This window comes from Bacillus sp. UNC41MFS5 (genome assembly GCF_000686805.1).
Genome location: NZ_JMLP01000029.1, coordinates 20,837 through 39,522, shown reverse-complemented (window position 1 = coordinate 39,522; position 18,686 = coordinate 20,837). Strand labels below are relative to the sequence as shown.

At 40.6% G+C, this 18,686-nt stretch carries 14 protein-coding genes and 11 tRNA genes; 24 read left to right on the top strand and 1 reads right to left on the bottom strand.

Annotated features, from left to right (window positions below):
• The first annotated feature begins 96 nt into the window (after positions 1-96).
• The 24 genes from BR30_RS0114295 to BR30_RS0114185 all read left to right on the top strand — a co-directional run bounded on the left by BR30_RS0114295 (position 97) and on the right by BR30_RS0114185 (position 17,776).
• Positions 97-181 (top strand) — tRNA-Leu (locus tag BR30_RS0114295).
• A gap of 63 nt (positions 182-244) precedes the next feature.
• A tRNA-Gly gene (locus BR30_RS0114290) sits at positions 245-319 on the top strand.
• A 5-nt stretch (positions 320-324) separates the two neighbouring features.
• A tRNA-Leu gene (locus BR30_RS0114285) sits at positions 325-413 on the top strand.
• Between the two features lie 21 nt (positions 414-434).
• Positions 435-508: transfer RNA gene (locus tag BR30_RS0114280), tRNA-Arg, on the top strand.
• A gap of 6 nt (positions 509-514) precedes the next feature.
• A tRNA-Pro gene (locus BR30_RS0114275) sits at positions 515-591 on the top strand.
• 17 nt (positions 592-608) lie between these two features.
• Positions 609-684 (top strand) — tRNA-Ala (locus tag BR30_RS0114270).
• Between the two features lie 22 nt (positions 685-706).
• A tRNA-Met gene (locus tag BR30_RS0114265) sits at positions 707-783 on the top strand.
• Positions 784-812: 29 nt separating this feature from the next.
• Positions 813-905 (top strand) — tRNA-Ser (locus tag BR30_RS0114260).
• A gap of 23 nt (positions 906-928) precedes the next feature.
• A tRNA-Tyr gene (locus BR30_RS0114255) sits at positions 929-1,013 on the top strand.
• 3 nt (positions 1,014-1,016) lie between these two features.
• A tRNA-Trp gene (locus BR30_RS0114250) sits at positions 1,017-1,087 on the top strand.
• A 53-nt stretch (positions 1,088-1,140) separates the two neighbouring features.
• Positions 1,141-1,222, top strand: a tRNA-Leu gene (locus BR30_RS0114245).
• A gap of 185 nt (positions 1,223-1,407) precedes the next feature.
• Positions 1,408-1,542 carry an FbpB family small basic protein gene (locus BR30_RS35940; protein WP_081825452.1) on the top strand — a complete coding sequence of 45 codons (135 nt, stop codon included), beginning with the start codon at positions 1,408-1,410 and terminating at the stop codon, positions 1,540-1,542.
• Positions 1,543-1,681: 139 nt separating this feature from the next.
• Positions 1,682-1,894: a DNA-formamidopyrimidine glycosylase family protein gene (locus BR30_RS38685; protein ID WP_331280793.1), complete on the top strand. Its 213-nt coding sequence runs from the start codon at positions 1,682-1,684 to the stop codon at positions 1,892-1,894.
• 24 nt (positions 1,895-1,918) lie between these two features.
• On the top strand, positions 1,919-2,491 hold the full coding sequence (locus BR30_RS33490; RefSeq protein WP_331280792.1) for an Fpg/Nei family DNA glycosylase: 573 nt from the start codon (positions 1,919-1,921) through the stop codon (positions 2,489-2,491).
• 190 nt (positions 2,492-2,681) lie between these two features.
• A complete protein-coding gene (locus BR30_RS0114230) occupies positions 2,682-3,314 on the top strand; it encodes a transcriptional regulator CcpN (protein WP_035445572.1) in 633 nt (210 codons plus the stop codon).
• 26 nt (positions 3,315-3,340) lie between these two features.
• The gene (locus BR30_RS0114225; protein WP_026565599.1) at positions 3,341-4,156 is read left to right on the top strand and encodes a pyruvate, water dikinase regulatory protein; all 816 of its coding nucleotides are present in this window, start codon (positions 3,341-3,343) and stop codon (positions 4,154-4,156) included.
• A 1-nt stretch (position 4,157) separates the two neighbouring features.
• Positions 4,158-6,827: a pyruvate, phosphate dikinase gene (gene ppdK / locus BR30_RS0114220; protein WP_026565598.1), complete on the top strand. Its 2,670-nt coding sequence runs from the start codon at positions 4,158-4,160 to the stop codon at positions 6,825-6,827.
• Between the two features lie 131 nt (positions 6,828-6,958).
• Positions 6,959-7,150 (top strand): YbxH family protein, encoded by a 192-nt coding sequence (locus tag BR30_RS0114215; protein WP_026565597.1) that lies wholly within the window; start codon positions 6,959-6,961, stop codon positions 7,148-7,150.
• Positions 7,151-7,227: 77 nt separating this feature from the next.
• On the top strand, positions 7,228-9,804 hold the full coding sequence (locus BR30_RS0114210; RefSeq protein ID WP_026565596.1) for a DEAD/DEAH box helicase: 2,577 nt from the start codon (positions 7,228-7,230) through the stop codon (positions 9,802-9,804).
• A 116-nt stretch (positions 9,805-9,920) separates the two neighbouring features.
• On the top strand, positions 9,921-11,270 hold the full coding sequence (locus tag BR30_RS0114205) for a 3' terminal RNA ribose 2'-O-methyltransferase Hen1 (RefSeq protein WP_026565595.1): 1,350 nt from the start codon (positions 9,921-9,923) through the stop codon (positions 11,268-11,270).
• Positions 11,267-13,861 (top strand): polynucleotide kinase-phosphatase, encoded by a 2,595-nt coding sequence (locus tag BR30_RS0114200; RefSeq protein ID WP_026565594.1) that lies wholly within the window; start codon positions 11,267-11,269, stop codon positions 13,859-13,861. Before BR30_RS0114205 ends, BR30_RS0114200 begins: the two co-directional genes overlap by 4 nt.
• 97 nt (positions 13,862-13,958) lie before the next feature.
• Positions 13,959-15,233 (top strand): glycosyl hydrolase family 18 protein, encoded by a 1,275-nt coding sequence (locus BR30_RS0114195; protein ID WP_026565593.1) that lies wholly within the window; start codon positions 13,959-13,961, stop codon positions 15,231-15,233.
• 235 nt (positions 15,234-15,468) lie between these two features.
• Positions 15,469-16,926 carry a D-alanyl-D-alanine carboxypeptidase/D-alanyl-D-alanine endopeptidase gene (gene dacB, locus BR30_RS0114190; protein ID WP_026565592.1) on the top strand — a complete coding sequence of 486 codons (1,458 nt, stop codon included), beginning with the start codon at positions 15,469-15,471 and terminating at the stop codon, positions 16,924-16,926.
• Between the two features lie 127 nt (positions 16,927-17,053).
• Positions 17,054-17,776: a CBS domain-containing protein gene (locus tag BR30_RS0114185; RefSeq protein ID WP_026565591.1), complete on the top strand. Its 723-nt coding sequence runs from the start codon at positions 17,054-17,056 to the stop codon at positions 17,774-17,776.
• A 52-nt stretch (positions 17,777-17,828) separates the two neighbouring features.
• Here BR30_RS0114185 and BR30_RS0114180 read toward each other — a convergent pair whose 3' ends face one another.
• Positions 17,829-18,554 carry a hypothetical protein gene (locus BR30_RS0114180; RefSeq protein WP_026565590.1) on the bottom strand — a complete coding sequence of 242 codons (726 nt, stop codon included), beginning with the start codon at positions 18,552-18,554 and terminating at the stop codon, positions 17,829-17,831.
• Positions 18,555-18,686: the final 132 nt, after the last annotated feature.

The window sequence follows — 18,686 nt, the reverse complement described above, 5'->3', positions numbered from 1 at the left end:
TTCCTACTTCTTCGAATTACATCGCCGAAGCATGCGCAAAATCCCAAAGGGATTTTAAGCACAATAAACTAGTTGATTTTTTGCTTAACTTAATACGCGGGTGTGGCGGAATTGGCAGACGCACCAGACTTAGGATCTGGCGCCGCAAGGCGTGGGGGTTCGACTCCCTTCACCCGCACCAAGTTTTTTTACGAAGTAAAATAAACAAAGTTTTTTGCGATAGCAAAATAACTTACCATAATTTGCGGAAGTAGTTCAGTGGTAGAACACCACCTTGCCAAGGTGGGGGTCGCGGGTTCGAATCCCGTCTTCCGCTCCAAAAGTGCCGGGGTGGCGGAACTGGCAGACGCACAGGACTTAAAATCCTGCGGTAGGTGACTACCGTACCGGTTCGATTCCGGTCCTCGGCACCACTTAAATTATTAAATTCATTTGCGCCCTTAGCTCAGCTGGATAGAGTGTTTGACTACGAATCAAAAGGTCGGGAGTTCGAATCTCTCAGGGCGCACTTTAACGGGAAGTAGCTCAGCTTGGTAGAGCACTTGGTTTGGGACCAAGGGGTCGCAGGTTCGAATCCTGTCTTCCCGACCATTCTTCTAATAACTTATGGGGTCTTAGCTCAGCTGGGAGAGCGCCTGCTTTGCACGCAGGAGGTCAGGGGTTCGATCCCCCTAGACTCCACCAATTACTTGAAAAATGATATTATGGCGGTGTAGCTCAGCTGGCTAGAGCGTACGGTTCATACCCGTAAGGTCGGGGGTTCGATCCCCTCCGCCGCTACCAATTAACTAAGATTGTTTTATTTTTATTATGGAGGAATACCCAAGTTTGGCTGAAGGGATCGGTCTTGAAAACCGACAGGCGGGTAACACCGCGCGGGGGTTCGAATCCCTCTTCCTCCTCCAGTTTTATCATTGTTTTTATATGTGGAGGGGTAGCGAAGTGGCTAAACGCGGCGGACTGTAAATCCGCTCCCTCCGGGTTCGGCGGTTCGAATCCGTCCCCCTCCACCATTTAGGGGCATAGTTTAAAGGTAGAACTAAGGTCTCCAAAACCTTCAGTGTGGGTTCGATTCCTACTGCCCCTGTTGAATATTGTTCACTAAAAATTTCATAGCTTTATCTATGGAATTTTTATTATGCCGGTGTGGCGGAATTGGCAGACGCGCACGACTCAAAATCGTGTTCCGTGAGGAGTATCGGTTCGACCCCGATCACCGGTATCAAAAAAAGATAAAGTCCTTATAGGTCATTGCTTTGTAAAATCAAAGCATTGGCCTTTTTTGTTTTTATCATAATAAAAAATAATTCAAAAGTTATTAATGTTCAAACAATTGTAATATTTATGATGATTCTGATGTTTATAGCTTGGGTATAATAGAAACAACAAAGAAAGGTGGAGGAATGAATGAGAAAACGTAAACTTAGCTTTAAGGAATTGGTGAAGGATAATAAACAGGAAATAGAAAGTGATTTTAAAGCAATGGAAAGAATTGAGACGAAAATTGATGATAAACATTCGGAAAAGTTGAAATATGCATGAGTACTAATTAGTAGAGCAACCCGCGAAGGTTGCTCTATTTTCTTTTTAGGGGCAAGATTTTCTTTATCACTTATAGGCTTCTTCTTTGCTAAATGGGGAATTGTATTAAACACATGCTTAATATGGAAGGAGTCATTTGATGCCAGAGCTTCCTGAAATGGAAAACTATAAAATCCTATTAAATCAAAAAATTGCAGGTCAAACTATAACAGAAGTACAAATAAATCGAGAAAAATCAATTAATATAAACTCAGACCTGTTTATTAAAACTTGTCATCATCAAAAAATAATTAATATTAGCAGAAGGGGAAAGCATTTACTTTTTCACTTGCAAAATGGTCAAATTCTGTGACTCCATTTAATGCTTGGTGGATGGATGTTTTATGGGACAGAAGCAAATAAGCCAAAACGAACGGTTCAGGTACGTTTATCCTTTGGTGAACATCATCTATACTTTATTGGCCTCCGCCTCGGATATTTGCATCTATATAATCAAATAGAAGCAGAGCAGCACCTTGCACATTTAGGTCCGGAACCGTTATCCACTGATTTTTCAATAAATAATTTTTTGAAAAGGATTGGCCAAAAGCATGGCCGGTTAAAAACTACCATGATTGATCAAGAGTTTATCGCAGGAATCGGTAATTGTTATTCCGCTGAAATATGCTACGATGCCGGAATTCTTCCTACGAAGGACATTGATGATACTGGCGAATCAGAGCGAGAGAGATTGTATCAATCGATCAGAACAATCCTTCAAAAAGGCATTCAATTTGGCGGTTACATGGATAATCCACTTTTTAAGGATGATAAATTAACAGGTGGTTTTAATGATTTGTGTCAGGTGTATGATCGTGAAGGTGAAAAATGCAATAGATGTGGGTCAGTCATCAAAATGGAAACAATATCATCAAGGAAAACCTTTTATTGTCCCAATTGCCAAAATTAGTTTACAGAATCTCGCCGCATGTGGTGGGATTTTTTAATGAAAAAGAAAGTAAGCTATTTTTTTAAAAAAATATAAAACTTATTGTTTCGATTTTTGTCCAAATGTAATATACTATATACAAATAAGTATAACACATTTATAATGAACCTATAATCAATATAACATATTTAATGTGATTAAGGTGGTGGTAATGATTAAATTATCTAAACGGCAGGATGAAATCCTCGAGATTGTTAAACAAAATGGACCGATCACCGGGAAAGACATCGCAGAAAAGCTTTCATTAACAAGGGCTGCATTAAGACCCGATCTCGCTATTTTAACGATGTCTGGAAACTTAGACGCAAGGCCTCGAGTGGGTTATTTTTATAATGAAAGCTATGAAGCAAAGCAACAAGCGAAAAAATTCATCCATCAAAAGGTAACGGATTATAAGGCCCTTCCTATCGTGGTTGAAAAATCTACTTCCGTCTATGATGCAATTGTTCAACTATTCTTAGAGGATGTTGGAACACTCTATATTGTTGATTCTAAAGGCCATTTAGCTGGGGTTGTATCGCGAAAGGATTTGCTCAGAGCATCACTAGGAAATCAAAATCTTCATGAATTGCCTGTTAGTGTGATCATGACAAGAATGCCAAATATTATGACGATTAATCCTGAAGAAACCTTGCTCGAAGCAGCCAAAAAGATGATTCATAATCACATTGACTCCTTACCTGTCGTAAAAGAAGTAGATGGGCAAAAAAATACATATTTACTTCTGGGACGCATCACTAAAACAACGATCACGCGAGCATATTTAGAAATCATGGAAAAATAAATCAAACTAAGGAGAGTGGCAGTCTTTTGGTACAGAAAGAAGTTGTCTATGTTGTATCCGATTCAGTAGGAGAAACCGCTGAGTTTGTTGTCAAAGCAGTGGCAACACAGTTTAATGGCGGGCAAGTTGAAATTCGGCGTAATTCCTATGTGGATGACTTTGAAGATATTGAGGATATGATTTTATTGGCGAAAAAAGGACCTGCCATTATAGCCTATACGATCGTTGTACCGGCATTAAAAGATTATTTAGATCGCCGTGCCGAAGAAGAAGGAATTTTGGCAGTTGATCTACTAAGTCCATTAATGAATGCGTTCGAAACGAGTTTTCATAAGCAACCACACCATCAGCCACGTTTAATGAGAAAATTGGATGAGGAATATTTCCGGAAAATTGAAGCCATCGAATTTGCCGTCAAATATGATGATGGCCGTGACCCAAGAGGAATTACAAAGGCAGATATTGTGTTAATCGGAGTGTCCCGTACATCAAAGACACCTTTGTCTATGTATCTAGCACATAAACGCTTTAAAGTGGCTAATGTTCCGTTAGTACCAGAGGTGGCACCGCCAGAAGAATTGTTCAAAGTACCTCGCAAAAATTGTATTGGACTAATTATTTCACCGGATAAACTCAACGAAATTCGCAAAGAACGTCTAAAAGCAATGGGGTTAGCCTCACAGGCGAACTATGCTAGCTTTAAGCGAATACTTGAAGAACTAGATCATGCTGAAAAAGTGATGAAGCGCGTTGGTTGTCCTGTCATTGATGTCTCAAATAAAGCCGTAGAAGAAACAGCAGGTTTAATCTTAGACGTGTTAAAAAAGGAGAGGGGTTTATAAAATGGAAAAATTCGTTTATTTATTTCATGAAGGAAATGGCAATATGAAAGGTTTGCTCGGGGGGAAAGGTGCGAACCTAGCGGAAATGACGCGAATTGGACTGCCGGTGCCTTATGGTTTCACGATTTCTACACAGGCATGTAATGCATTCTATGAAGCTAGCAAAACTATCCCAGCCATTGTTGAAGTCCAAACCCTAGAAGCTCTCGCTCGTCTTGAAGAGAAAATGGGTAAAAAGCTCGGCGACCCGCAGAATCCCTTACTAGTTTCTGTACGATCTGGTTCTGTTTTCTCCATGCCTGGGATGATGGATACCATTTTGAACTTAGGCATGAATGATGAAACCGTGGTCGGAATGGCAAACTTAACGAATAATCCGCGTTTTGCCTATGATTCATACCGCCGTTTCATTCAAATGTTTAGTAATGTCGTCCTTAATATTGATACCTACTTTTTCGAACAATTATTAGAAGAAATTCGTGAGGAAAAAGGCTATTCGTCTGACCCCGAAATGAGTGCGGAAGACTGGAAAGAAGTCATTATTGGCTATAAAGGAATCGTCAAAAAACATACTAGAAAGAATTTCCCGCAGGACCCTAAAGAGCAATTATTCCTTGCCATTCATGCTGTGTTTAATTCTTGGAATAATCAACGGGCGATTGTCTACCGCCGCCTGAATAAAATTGCTGACCATTTAGGAACAGCCGTAAATATTCAAAGTATGGTGTTCGGTAACATGGGGAATGATTCCGGCACTGGTGTGGCCTTTACTAGAAACCCTTCGACTGGTGAGCATGTCCTTTACGGTGAATACTTAATTAACGCCCAGGGAGAAGATGTAGTTGCAGGGATTCGTACTCCACAGCCAATCGCAACATTAAAAGACGAGATGCCCGGAGTATATAAGCAATTTACTGAAACTTGCAAGAAACTCGAGTCCCATTATGAGGAAATGCAGGACATCGAGTTCACCGTTGAACGTGGTAAGCTTTTTATCTTACAAACTCGTCACGGTAAAAGGACTGCACAAGCGGCTATCCGCATTGCGGTTGAGATGGTTGATGAAGGAATCATCGATAAAAAGACCGCCTTGCTTCGTGTCGACCCTGACCAACTTAATCAACTCTTGCATCGCCGAATTGACGATAAATTTCAGAAAACAGTGTTAGCTAAAGGCTTACCGGCTTCACCAGGAGCAGCGACAGGCCAAGTTGTTTTTGATGCTGATGAAGCGGAGCAATTAAGCAATGATGGTAAAAAAGTAATCCTTGTTCGTCCGGAAACAACACCAGATGATATCCACGGAATCGTTGCATCCCAAGCTATTTTGACAAGCCGAGGAGGAATGACGAGCCACGCTGCCGTTGTTGCACGCGGAATGGGGAAAGCCTGTATTTGCGGTTGCGAAGCCTTAAAGATTGACTTAAAAGCTAAACAGTTTACTATAGGAGATCAAGTCGTAAGTTATGGAGATATCATTACAATTGATGGCTCCACTGGGGAAGTAATGCTGGGAGAAATTCCAATGATTGACCCAGAACTGTCGGATGAATTCCAGTTGTTGCTAGCATGGGCAGATCAAGAACGTAAACTAGGGGTCCGTGCCAATGCAGATAATCCTGAAGATGCAAGAAAGGCATTCGAATTCGGAGCAGGCGGAATTGGATTATGCCGTACGGAACATATGTTTATGGACTTGAAACGGATTCCAATTGTCCAAAAAATGATACTTGCTGAAAATTATAATGAGAGAATGGAAGCATTGAATCATCTTTTACCAATGCAGCAAGGAGATTTTGAAGGAATCTTTGAAGAAATGAAAGGATTACCTGTCACTATTCGGTTACTAGATCCGCCGTTGCATGAATTTTTACCAAACAAAGAGGATTTGTTGGTGGAAGTGACGAAACTTCAAATCTTAGATCCTCAATCACCAGAATTAAAAGCGAAAGAGCAGTTGCTGAAAAAAGTTCGTCAATTAGATGAGTTTAACCCTATGCTTGGCCACCGTGGCTGCCGTCTGGGAATGATTTATCCAGAGATTTATGAAATGCAAGCGAAAGCCATTTTCTATGCAGCGGCAACGCTCGCAGACAAAGGTATTGATGTACAGCCGGAAATTATGATTCCTTTGGTTGGTCATGTGAATGAGTTAAAGGATATGCGTAAATTGGTAATGGATGCGGCATTCCTCGTCCAAGAAGAAACAGGAAAGAACTTCAAGTACACAATTGGAACCATGATTGAAATTCCTCGTGCCGCTTTGACTGCTGATAAGATTGCCGAGGAAGCGGATTTCTTCTCCTTTGGTACGAATGATTTAACGCAAACAACATTCGGCTACAGCCGTGATGATGCCGAAGGAAAGTTCTTGCAAGCTTATATCGAAAATAAAGTACTTCCTGAAAATCCATTTGCGGTTCTCGATCAAGATGGTGTAGGAAAGCTAGTGGAAACAGGCGTCAAGTTGGGCCGTGAAACAAAGCCTTCCTTAAAAACAGGAATATGCGGTGAGCATGGCGGCGAAAAGACTTCCATTGATTTCTGCTACAAAACGGGCTTAGATTACGTCAGCTGTTCGCCATACCGTGTACCACTTGCACGATTAGCAGCAGCACAGGCCACGATTCGCCATGAGCAAAATAAAGCAGAAGTTTATACTACAGCATAAAGCAGGGAAGAGGATGTGTGCGAAGTGCACCATCCTCTTTAATTTTCCCAATGATATTACGAACCTATAGGGGATTAGTAAGCTATATTCTGCTTATACTAAAAAAAACTTAAAAAAGGGGACTTACGTCAATGGGGGCAATTGAACGCAGCGGGTATCGCTTTGTACCAGAATTTAGTGTCATTCAACAGAATGGGGCTATCCATGTGTACCATCATGAAAACTTTATTGAGGAAATTAAATTTCAGTTTTCAGGAACGTTTCCTGAGCTAGATCAAATCGAAGACCTAGTGGATCAATATTGCAATGACCATCAATTATAGGACCGAATATTCGTTCGGTTTTTATTTTTGTGTTATTATGTATATAATAACCACTTTTTAGAAATGGAGGGAATTTGATGAATAAATTAACGACCATATACCCTCAAGCGATTGAACATACAAAAATGAAAATATATGAAGATATTAACCATTATTTCGAAACGAAGGAAACACCGCCATCCTTTGAACAATACCTAGCGGACCGCAAGGATTATGTCGAACAAATTTGGATTAATGTTTGGCTGAATAAGTCGACGAATGATGTCCCGCGGAATGAAAAAAAGCAATTGTTAAGTGAAAAAGGCTTTGAGGTACAGGGAATCGACCGAAAGTTGATCAACAAATTATTTAGAGATGAAATGCGAACCTATCAGCCTTTTGATGCGATGGAGTGGATTAAGGAAACATTTTCAGGAAAATCAGATGTGTGGCAGAAGCAGTATCAGGATGCAAAGGACAATTTTATCAAGAGTGAAGAACAAAAACAACTGGAAGAACACAAGCAATTCATTAGAAGTGAGATAGAGGATAACGCAGTTGCGATTTTAGAAGAACAATATGAAGGGTTCTATTTATCGTTACGTTACTTCGTGGCAAAACAATTAGTGGCGGATTTACAAAATAACGTGAAATTCCAATCTGTCGATACCTTTGCGTTAGAAGAAAAATTAATTGATGAAGGTCATTTTAATCCCTCAGTCTACACCACGGTTGCCAGCTTTTTTGAAGAACTGACAGGTGATATCCATAAAACGATGAACTGGGGCAGAAGTTTATATGAATATCAAACCTATTTCTTTGTTTATGAAAGTTTAATTGGTGATTATCTGTCCGACCTTATTCCGGAAAAAGTTTTAGAGCAGTTACCCGATCAACTGAAGGCTGAATTCTTTAAAACCTTACATGAAGAACTATCGGCTTCTTTCGTAAAAGGCAGTATTGCACAGGTGCTTTATGATGTTGAGGGGTATTTTATTGAGGATATTCAAGCTGAATACCTAGCAGATTTAATCAGATTGGCTGAAATTCCTTTTGATGAAATGCTGCATAAGGAAATTTTTGAAAAGGACCTCCAAGAGCGCGAGCGGAAACAAAAGGAAGCTGAAGAAGAACTAAAGCGAAAAAGAGAAGCAGAAGAGCGGATGATGAAGGACATTTTTGCAACGGAATACGACCCTTCGCTTCAGCGACAGATCCGCTATGTCCTTCATATCGGTGAAACTAATACAGGAAAAACACATCATGCGCTTGAAAGGATGAAAGAGGCCTATAGCGGCTTATATTTAGCTCCGCTTCGACTATTAGCCCTTGAAGTTTATGATAAATTAAACGCTGAGGGGACGCCTTGTTCCTTAAAAACGGGTGAAGAAGAAAAAATGACCCTTGGGGCCAATCATACGTCCTGCACCGTGGAAATGTTTCATGAAAAAGAGTTCTATGAAGTTGTCGTCATTGATGAAGCGCAAATGATTACCGACAAAGACCGTGGTTTTTCCTGGTATAAGGCAATTACGAAAGCCAATGCAAAAGAAGTACATATCATTGGAAGCCGGAATTCAAAAACGATGCTGTTGCAGCTTTTGGGTGAATCAAATATTGAGATACATGAATACACACGCGATACCCCGCTAGAAGTAGAAACGAAAGAATTTCATATTAAACATGTTAAAAAAGGAGACGCACTGATTTGTTTTTCACGTCGGCGCGTGCTTGAAACGGCCTCACGACTGCAAAATGACGGCCATACCGTCAGTATGATCTACGGAAGTATGCCTCCAGAAACAAGAAAAAAGCAGATTCAGCAATTTAATTCTGGCAAGACAAAAGTTATTGTTGCAACAGATGCGATTGGTATGGGTTTAAACCTGCCGATCCGCCGAATTGTTTTTTTAGAAAATGATAAGTTTGATGGAACACGACGTCGTTTACTGACCTCGCAAGAAGTGAAGCAAATTGCCGGGCGTGCTGGTCGAAAGGGTATTTACAATATCGGCAAAGTGGCTTTTACGAGTGATATTAGGAAAATGCGGAACTTGCTAATGAAGGAAGATGAACCTGTTCATACCTTTGCGATTGCACCAACCAATTCCGTTTTTGAACGATTTCAACGTTATTACCACGATTTAGGTACCTTTTTTGAACTATGGGGGAAATTTGAAAGTCCGAAAGGGACGAAGAAGGCATCGCTGGCAGAGGAAAAGTCGCTTTATCAAATAATCGCGGGGACAGAAATTGAAGCAAGGCTCTCTTTAATGGACCTTTATGGCTTTTTACATCTGCCGTTTTCAAAAAATGAGCCCATCTTAACCAAGCAATGGGAAGATACCATGTATGCAATTATCCAGGGACGTGAACTTCCTGAACCGATTGTGAAGGAACGCAGCTTGGAGGAATTAGAACTTAGCTACAAGGCAATCGGTCTCCATCTCTTATTCTTATATCGATTAGGAGAGGGAACTACAGCCCTCTATTGGGAACGACTGAGAGAAGAGGTCAGTGATAAAGTTCAAGATCGCCTGAAAACAGATATTAAAAAGTTTGTAAAAAAATGCAAAAACTGTGGCAAGAAACTGCCGTGGGATCATTCATTTCCAACCTGTGAGGCATGCTTTGCAGCAAAAAACAGAAGATATCGATATGGTGATGAATATTAGAAGTAACCCGGTTTTCTTACTTAAGAAAACTGGGTTATTTTTCTATCAGAAGAATAATAATGTAAATATGTTAAAATGAAACTAAACTATTTGCCAATTGAAAGTGAAGTGAAAAAATGCAGCTATCCGTAACCGTTAGAGGTCCTGGTGTTGAAGCCGTTTCTTACCTTTTAGCCAAAAATCCAAACAATCTCTATGAACGAGGAGAAAAAGGGTTATCTGTCCGCCTGGTTTATCCTATTTTTTCAAGCGAAGAGGTACAGTTCATCATTTTTGTAAAAACAGATCCAATCAACTTAGTCAAGAACTCACCTGATTTATTTGATATTACGCATTACATAAATGACCGCGAGTTTGCGGCAAGCAGTATCTTTGTTACCTCCATTCGAAAAGCATTGGGGACTGCGTTAAATGGGAAACCGAAGGGGGAATATGCCTCATGGGTCGAACATCCCTTTGACATGGAATTATCTTTTGGTCCGGTGGCCACGGATTTAAGCAACCGTGAGCTGGAAGCGTTATTTGCACCAATCGGTTATACAGTCACCCTAGAATATGGGGAAAGTTTTATCCGTGAAAAAAGCTCAGCAAGGTTTATCACCCTTTCAGGGAAACAAACACTTCAGAATGCACTCAAACAACTTTCGATTCTGATTCCGGTTATCGATAACTATAAACATTATTTTATTGATGAACGAGAACTAGAGAAGTTTGACCGATACGGAGAAGGCTGGTTAGAGAACCACCCACATAAGTCGTTGATTTTAAATCGTTCTTTACGGTTCCAAAAGATGATTTCACAGTCAAAGTTCTATGAAAAAGAAACGAAAAAAGAGGAGACAAACGAGCCGCCGAAAATACGTTTAAATGATCTTCGCTACGAAGCGATTATTAATTATGTTGAGTCTTTGACCAAAAAACAAACTATTGTTGACCTAGGTGCTGGGGAAGGAAAGTTATCAGTTAAGTTAGGATTTATTGAAGGGGTGCAGGAAATTCTCTCAGTCGAGCCATCGAATCGAGCTCGGTTAAAGGCATTAGACCGATTTAATCAAGCAAAAGAAAAACGTGGATTTGTGGAGCCTCAGTTATTAGCAGGTTCGCTATTTTATTATGATGAACGCCTTCTCAGTAAAGATGTCATGATTCTTTGTGAAGTGATTGAACATATTGATGAATACCGGTTACCAAGGGTATTCGAGACGATTTTTAAAGACTATCGACCAGAAGTGTTGATCGTGACTACACCGAATCAAGAATATAATGAGGTCTATGATATGGATGAGGCAATGAGACATCATGATCACCGCTTTGAATGGACAAGGACAGAGTTTACGGGGAAATGTGAAACTTGGGCAAGTTCCTATCCTTATAAAGTACATTTTCAAGGCATTGGTGAAGAACATCCGACTTTCGGTCAACCGACCCAGATGGCTATTTTTTCAAGAGAGGAGGGGCAATCATGACCAAAATTCACTTGCCCTATGCTGGCATTGTCCTTTTTGTCGGACCTTCGAATAGCGGCAAAACCACGTTATTAAACCGACTCGTCCATGAAAAGAAGATTCTGGCTTCGGAAGTTGTCAGTTCTGATCAATTCCGGGTTCTCGTCAGTGATGTGGAATTTATCACGTGGAATCAGCGTCCAAAGGATGAAGCGGATGCCTTATTTGATGAATACTTCCGGATTTCAAACGAAGCATTTGATGCGATGGAATATTTAATTGGGAAGCGGTGCCGTTTAAATAAACTAACGATAATTGACGCGACACACTTAAAGGAAGACGATCGTGAGCGTTATCATCGACTAGGTAAGAAATATCATGTCCCCGTGATTGCGATTGTGTTCAATGTAACGGAAAAAGAACTCCTTTCTCGTGATAAGGAACGGGATTTTCCACGCGGCAAGAATCGACTCAAACAGCAATACCAGCACTTCAAGCGAACGCTTAGGTTTATTAAGAAGGAAGGCTTTCACCGCACCTATATTTTAGATGAACCGGAGCTTAAGGCTTTGGATATAGGGCGGCTTGCGAATCCTTTATTCATCGATGTGGGTAATGGTATTGATTTTATTGGGGATATTCATGGCTGTTTTGAAGAGTTTATCGAATTGATAACCAAGTTGGGCTATCAGGAAAACGAGGATGGCTTGTTCCATCATCCTGAGGGGAGGCGAATCCTTTCACTTGGTGACGTAATGAGCCGTGGTCCTCGGTCACTCGAAACCATGCAATTTTTCAAAAAACATGTCGATGCAGGAATTGCCTATATGATTGATAGCAACCACGGCTGGAAAATTGCCCGCTGGCTGGATGGGCGCAAGGTGAATATGGCACACGGTGATGAAAAAGTAGAAGCTGATTTTGCAGAGTATGAGTGCAAATTTGGTCAAGAGGCCACTGGTCAATTAAAGGCAGAACTAAAGGAACTCCTACTGGCTGCAAAGTCCCATTTGGTTATCCAAAAAAATGGTGTAAACGTGGCAGTTGCGACGCATGCCGGGATTAGGGATTGGTATATTGGCAAACAATCGCAGCGGATTTCTGATTTTTGCAGGTACGGAGATTCAGAGGGGCTTGATGAAAATGGAAAGCCGCGGAGAAAAGACTGGACGATTGATCATCAATCACAAGAATTAATTATTTGGGGGCATGATCCCAAGCCGCAGCCGCTGTTAGTGAATAATACACTTAATATTGACCAAGGTGTGGTATTTGGCGGGCGGCTAACGGCGTATCGTTTCCCAGAAAAACAGTTTGTATCGGTGGCCGCTAAACAGGATTATGCCAATGTTCCTGACAACCCAATTAAGGAATGGGAACAAAAGCGGCTTGCCCCTCCTAATTTAGGTAAGTTTATCAATGGGTTTTCGGTGTTAACCGAACAGTATGGGGAGATTGCTATCCATAAGGATGTGGCCAAATCCGCCTTGGACGACTTTTCTCATTATACTCTTCCTATTGAGGAGATTGTCTATTTACCGCCAACGATGAGCCCAACTCCAAAACCTTCTCATTTAGCGGGATACTTAGAGCACCCGCAAGAAGCGTTTGACTACTATCAGGCAAATGGCATTGATACGATGATTGTGGAGAAAAAACATATGGGCAGCCGAGGCATTTTGCTTCTTTTTAAAAATAAGGAAGCGGCCAAAGAGTATATCGGCAGAGAAACATTAGGTTCTATTTATACACGGACTGGCAGAGCCTTTTTCAAAAAAGACCTGGAGGAACAAATTCTCCAAGTATTACACGCAGATTTGAGTCGTTATTTTGAAAAACACAACACGGATTTTGTCTTGATGGATGCTGAAATCCTGCCTTGGAATCTAAAAGCAAAAGAACTAATCATGAATCAATATGCACATGTGGGCGAAATGGCGTTGCTCGATCGCAATAAATTAAAGGAACAACTGGAGAAAGTCGCTGCCAACGGTAAGGATGTGGCCAGTTGGCTTGCGGAAACGGATGAAAAGATTCACAATACAAAAGTGTTTAACGATGTGTATCAAAAGTATTGCTGGGAAATAGAAGGGTTAGCAGGGATACAAATTGCTCCTTTTCACACACTAGCCCATAGTAATGAAACATTTTTCGATAAACCGCACACCTGGCATATGGAGAAGAATAAGGAGTTCAGCGTACTTTCCGAGCTTTTTATGGAAACGGAATATCGGCTGGTGAACGATGAGGACTCCATGAAAGCGGCAATCGCATGGTGGGAAGAAATGACCGAAGAAGGGCATGAAGGTTTTGTGGTTAAACCGGAGTCGTTTGTGGCTCGTCATAATGGTAAGCTGGTGCAGCCGGCAATTAAAGTGAGAGGCCGCAAGTATTTGCATATTATCTATGGCATCGATTACTTACAACCAGAGAATCTGTCCCGGCTAAAGCAGCGAAATGCTGGAAAGAAACAACGCAATGCCTTAAAGGAATTTTCCTTAGGTGTGGAAGCAGTGAAGCGCTTTGTTGGGAGGGAATCATTGGAGCGTTATCATGAATGTGTGTTTGGAGTTCTAGCGTTGGAATCGGACCCAATTGATCCACGATTATAGTTACAAAAGGGCGAACTTGTCTATTGCAAGTTCGTTTTTTCTATGTAATAACTTAACATCTCATGCCCATATGATAGTAAAAAAGGAGCGTGAGTTTATGGCTGTTCATATTGTGGCTGCTGGTGAAAATTTGTGGAAGATTTCCACAAAGTATGGTATATCGCTTCCAACGATTATTAAACTGAATGGATTGCCATCATCTAATGCACTCACACCAGGACTTGCTTTATATCTCCCGGATCATCTGCCGCCACTGCACGCGTATCGAATTAAAGCCGGTGATCATATCTGGAATTTGGCTCAGCAATTCAACAGTCATCCGGCAGACATACTGGCCGCAAATCCAGGTTTGAATCCAACTCAATTGATGATAGGCCAAACCATCAATGTGCCATCTCCGATGAAATCGGATCTAGCGACACTTGGATTTTTAGTTCCATCCTCCCAAGCTGCAAATCTGGCAACTTTGAATTCTATCGCGGGGCAACTTACTTATTTGGCAGTGGTCGCTTATTCTTTTACAAAGGAGGGATATGCTTTTAATATGGTCGAGGATGCAGCCATAGTCGCTAGAAGCAATCAATTGAAGGTCGTCCCATTGATGATGATTAGAAATTTGGTGGGAGCCGATTTTAGTGCGGAGTTGGCTGGAAGGGTGCTCGAAAATCCAACGTATCGAACCAATCTAGTGGCAAGTATTGTGAATTTAGCAAAAAAACGTGGGTTTGGTGGAGTAAGCATTGACTTTGAATTTATTCCTCCGGCAAGACGGAATGACTTTATATTGTTTCTAATTGCTTTAAAAAATAGTTTAGGTGAATTGATATTACATGTAAATGTTCATGCGAAAACAGCTGATATTCCGACAAATCGGATTATTGGAGCATACGATTATGCCGGTATTGGTAATGTAGTTGATTTAGTTGCCGTGATGACAATGGATTATGGTTACCCAGGAGGACCGTCTGATCCAATTGCTCCGATTCCGTGGCTGGAGCAAGTCATCCAATATTCACTCACGCAGATTAATCCTCGTAAGCTACAAATCGCGTTGGCGTTGTATGGGTATGACAAGGTCGTTGGGACGAATCAAACACGTGCTCTTTCAGTAAATGTTGCACAAAATCAAGCGATTGCTGTTGGCGGCCCGATTGAATTTGATGATACCGCGAAAGCGCCATGGTATCGCTACTGGCCTGGTGGGAAGGAACATATGGTATGGTTTGAAGATATTCGCAGTTATATAGAAAAGTATAACTTAATGGGTCTTTATCGATTAGCGGGCACGACTTTTTGGCAAATTAGCTTACCGGCACCTCAGAATTGGGCTTATCTTAGTAAAAATTTTAATGTGGTGAGGAGAATGGTTTAGAATTACACTGTGTTTGGTAAGGGAATTTTGCTTTTGTACAATTTTGGGATAGTATTGTGGAAATTTAATTGCCTTTTGTACGAAAATTTGGGTGTTTTGTACAATTTTTAAAGAGTTTTGTACAATTAGACATATTATGGAAATAAAAAAGTTGTCCAATTAAAAAATCCAAAGATGATATTATTTGTTTTTTTCGGACAAACTCTTAGGAAAAAGGAAAGGCTGGTACCAAAGCTTGAGCAATAGAATTAAATATTACATTCTTATTTTAATATTGATGATTCCATCAATAAAAGTAAATGCCATGTATACTCACGAAAAAATGGTCCAGCAGATGAATCAACTAATCAATAACGATCCAGCATTAAAAGGGGCCATTGCTGGGGTTAGTATCCGTTCCGCTGCAGATGGGAAAATCATCTATTCCCATCAAGGAGATGTCCGCTTAAGACCCGCTTCGAACATGAAGCTTTTAACGGCCGCTGCAGCCTTAAATATCCTTGGCGAAGATTACACGTTCAAGACGGAGATACATACAGATGGTACGGTGAAAAAGAAAACTCTCGACGGAAATCTCTATATAAAAGGGAAGGGCGACCCAACTTTATTGAAATCCGATTTTGATCAAATAGCTGTTGAAGTCAAAAAACACGGCATCAAAAAAATAAACGGAAATATCGTCGGGGATGATTCCTGGTATGATGGTGTTCGCTATTCACTTGACCTGCCCTGGAGTGACGAAACCACCCATTATGGGGCACAGATTTCGGCACTAACGGCGTCACCAACCCAAGACTTTGATGCTGGATCGGTCAAAGTTGTCGTACAACCTGCAACGAAAAAAGGGGACAAGCCAATCGTAAAACTGACCCCCAAAACCAATTATCTAAAAATCATCAATCAAGCCGTCACTGGTCCAGAGGAAGGTAAACAGAATATCACCATCGAGCGGGTACACGCAAAAAATACCATCACCATCAAGGGAACAATCCCAATCAAGGCAAAACCGGAACAGGATTGGATCGGTGTCTGGAATCCAACAAGATATGCCATGTCCCTATTAAAACAATCGGTAACAGAACACGGAATTCAAGTGACTGGAAAACTAAAAACAGGAATGGTGCCTGACACCACAAAATTGTTAACAACCCATCAATCGATACCGTTATCTGAACTACTGGTTCCTTTTATGAAACTGAGCAACAACGTTCATGCGGAAATTTTAATGAAGGAAATGGGCAAGGTTGTGAAGGGTAAAGGGAGTTGGGAAAACGGACTGAAAGTATTAAATTCCGAATTAGTCAAATTTGGGGTTACTCCCAAAACATTGGTGCTTCGAGATGGGTCCGGCGTTTCGCATGTCAATCTGATTCCAGCAAACCAACTAACGCAACTGTTGTTTGCTGTGCAGAAAGAAAAGTGGTTTTCGAGCTATCTTCAGTCATTACCAGTCGCTGGGGCACCTGAAAAGATGGAAGGCGGTACCTTAAGAAATCGCTTAAAAGATCCTCTTGTCCGAGGGAGGGTAAAGGCAAAAACAGGAACCATCTCTACGGTGAGTTCCATATCTGGCTACGTAAAAACCAAAAGTGGACAAACATTAATCTTTTCGATTCTATTAAATAATTTACTTGAAGATACTAAAGGGAAAAAGGTAGAGGACCAGATGCTAACCATTATAGCCAATCAATAATCCACCATTTCGAATAGAATGGTCATGCTCAACAAATCCTAGGGGGAAATAATTTCTTGAAAATTTGAAGTATTAATTTTACATTAAATATAATGATAAAGAGTTATACCATGGGAGAGCAAAAGATATGAATAAAAAACAAGGACAACTTCTTTCTGAGCGTTTTGAGGTAGCTTTCAACCAAGTACACGATGCATTGCGGGACATCGTTCAAATTAATGATGATAGATTCGTCGTCCTCGTAAAGGTTGGCTCCAAAAAATATCAAATGATTGAAACCTATAAAAAGGATTTAGAGCAATATGCCCGACTTCGGAACGCAATTGTTCATGAGAAAATGGAAATTGGCTTTTATATTGCGGAGCCTAATGCAAAAGTCGTTTCTCATATTGAAAAAATAGCTAATGTATTTAGCCGTCCTAATTATGCGCTATCGATTGCGACGAAAAATGTGGTGTCCTTTGATTATCGCGACAGTATCTTAAAAGTAACTGACGCCATTAGACAATACGGTTATTCGAAGTTTCCCGTCTATAAAAATAAAAAATGCGTGGGGTTACTTACATCGAGTTCAATTGTGAAATGGATGGCGCAAAATATGGAAAGCAGCCTTGTCAATCTAGCCGATATCCATGTTGCAGATATCATGAATTATGAGAAAGAATATCCGATTGAAATTGTCTCAAAAGAGATTAATATATTTGAGGTTGAAAATCTTTTTGAAAAGGCACATAAGAAGAAGCGCAAAATCGAAGCTGTCATCATCACTGAAAATGGGAAAGTGGACGAGGCTCCCCTTGGCATGATCACACCTTGGGATCTAATTCAAATCGATTACACGGTAGAATGAGAAAAGGAGCATCCATATGGTATGCTCCCTTTATATCTAATTGATTATTTGTTTAAAATTCAAACTCACTTAATTGATCCATATGTGAGGCAATCATGGCGATAATAGTGGATGCTTCTTCTTTGCTAAAAATGAAATGGGACTCATCTTTGAGTAATTCATCATCTGTTGTCCAGATTCGATTAACACGTTTGAGGACACCGTCACCAGTAGCTTGAACCAATCCGAATTGATAGGTGACTTCGACTTCATCTTCATGTTTAAAGGCTGTTACCTCCGGTGTAGACCAATCCACATCAATTTCCTCAAAGATGTCGTCACTGTTGACTTGTTCCGCTTCGTAATACTCTTCTTCGTTGTCATCATCCACATAAACGGTTTCGACTTCATCTTCATTATCATAGATCTCTGAAGTCTGAAGATAGACCCCATCATCTGTATAGTGATCATCGCCGTTCATATAATCATGCAGACTGGCGTGAACTTCCTCGATAATGTCTTCTATGTCTGAAAGGATGACCTTTGCCGTATGTCCGGTGTCCACATCGAAGGTATCGATGTAAAATTCCTCATTTTGAGGGTCAAAGAATAAAGAGCAGAAGTAATCACGCTCTAGTTCTTCGGTATCAACATCTGCGGTATCGACATAAAACTCAATCCTCGGATGTTTGGCAGCTCTTTCAACGGTCATTTGACCAACCTGATCATATTCTTCACAAATAGATTCCAGGTGTTCTTGCAGTTCTCCACATACTCTGTCAAACCATTCTAACGACATCAAACATCCCATCCTTTCTATGTTAACCCGAGGTTATTATTACCAGATTTGAAAAATATATGTCTTTTCTTATAAATTGAAGGAATAACAATCATGAAACTCGAACAGAGTGAGTATGTAGATTGATTTCGT

Excerpts from the sequence above, each read along its gene's own strand:
- BR30_RS35940 (WP_081825452.1), top strand. The coding sequence starts at position 1,408 with ATGAGAAAACGTAAACTTAGCTTTAAGGAATTGGTGAAGGATAATAAA.
- BR30_RS38685 (WP_331280793.1), top strand. The coding sequence starts at position 1,682 with ATGCCAGAGCTTCCTGAAATGGAAAACTATAAAATCCTATTAAATCAA.
- BR30_RS33490 (WP_331280792.1), top strand. The coding sequence starts at position 1,919 with ATGTTTTATGGGACAGAAGCAAATAAGCCAAAACGAACGGTTCAGGTA.
- BR30_RS0114230 (WP_035445572.1), top strand. The coding sequence starts at position 2,682 with ATGATTAAATTATCTAAACGGCAGGATGAAATCCTCGAGATTGTTAAA.
- ppdK (WP_026565598.1), top strand. The coding sequence starts at position 4,158 with ATGGAAAAATTCGTTTATTTATTTCATGAAGGAAATGGCAATATGAAA.
- BR30_RS0114215 (WP_026565597.1), top strand. The coding sequence starts at position 6,959 with ATGGGGGCAATTGAACGCAGCGGGTATCGCTTTGTACCAGAATTTAGT.
- BR30_RS0114210 (WP_026565596.1), top strand. The coding sequence starts at position 7,228 with ATGAATAAATTAACGACCATATACCCTCAAGCGATTGAACATACAAAA.
- BR30_RS0114205 (WP_026565595.1), top strand. The coding sequence starts at position 9,921 with ATGCAGCTATCCGTAACCGTTAGAGGTCCTGGTGTTGAAGCCGTTTCT.
- BR30_RS0114200 (WP_026565594.1), top strand. The coding sequence starts at position 11,267 with ATGACCAAAATTCACTTGCCCTATGCTGGCATTGTCCTTTTTGTCGGA.
- BR30_RS0114195 (WP_026565593.1), top strand. The coding sequence starts at position 13,959 with ATGGCTGTTCATATTGTGGCTGCTGGTGAAAATTTGTGGAAGATTTCC.
- BR30_RS0114185 (WP_026565591.1), top strand. The coding sequence starts at position 17,054 with ATGAATAAAAAACAAGGACAACTTCTTTCTGAGCGTTTTGAGGTAGCT.
- BR30_RS0114180 (WP_026565590.1), bottom strand. The coding sequence starts at position 18,554 with ATGTCGTTAGAATGGTTTGACAGAGTATGTGGAGAACTGCAAGAACAC.